Below are 739 nucleotides of genomic sequence, written 5' to 3'. Positions count from 1 at the left end.
CGGATTGGGCAGCGTACGGCGGTGATCAACCAGATCCGCGCCTTTCTGCTCGAATGCGGCCTTCCAGTGCGTCAGGGACTTGCCGGTTTACGCGAGGCTCTTCCCACCCTTCTGTCTCAACGCACGGACGTGCTCTCGCCGCGGATGATCCACCTGATCGAGGATCTGTCGGAGGATTGGCGGCAGTTGGACGAACGCATCGAGACGCTCACCCAGGACATCACGGCCCTGGCGCGAGAGGACGCAGGCTGCCGGCGGTTGATGGGGATTCCAGGTGTCGGGGTGATTACCGCCAGTGCCATGGTGGCGGCGGTCGGCACTGGAGCGGCCTTTGTCAAAGGCCGCGACTTCGCCGCTTGGCTGGGACTGGTGCCCAAGCAGATCTCAACCGGCAATCGCACCATCTTGGGCGGCCTCTCGAAGCGTGGGAACCGCTACTTGCGCACCCTGTTCGTGGGCGGCGCACAGGCTATTCTGCAGCACCGGCACCACTGGCAAAGACACTGCTTCGGAGGCTGGTTGACAGCCGCGGGGACTAGGCTGCACCGGAATGTGCTTGCCGCAGCCCTGGCCAACAAGCTCGCGCGCATCGCCTGGAGCGTGTTGTACCGCGAAAGGGGCTACGAGGCGGGGATTGCCACCCAAGTGCCGTAAGGCTGTTCAGCGGCAGGCATCTCGGCCATCGAGTTCCCACCGAGGTTTGCGAGAAGGATGTGACAGGATGGATGAACGGTCGCCC

1 protein-coding gene is annotated in these 739 nt (G+C 64.0%); it reads left to right on the top strand.

Annotation, left to right across the window (positions count from 1 at the left end):
- A partial coding sequence (locus DC522_RS33870; RefSeq protein WP_116532737.1) for an IS110 family transposase occupies nucleotides 1-654 on the top strand: 654 nt, incomplete at its 5' end.
- Between the last annotated feature and the right edge of the window lie 85 nt (nucleotides 655-739).

It is taken from the genome of Microvirga sp. KLBC 81, from assembly GCF_003075415.1.
Lineage (GTDB): Bacteria > Pseudomonadota > Alphaproteobacteria > Rhizobiales > Beijerinckiaceae > Microvirga.
This window is presented reverse-complemented; position numbering and strand designations above follow the sequence as displayed.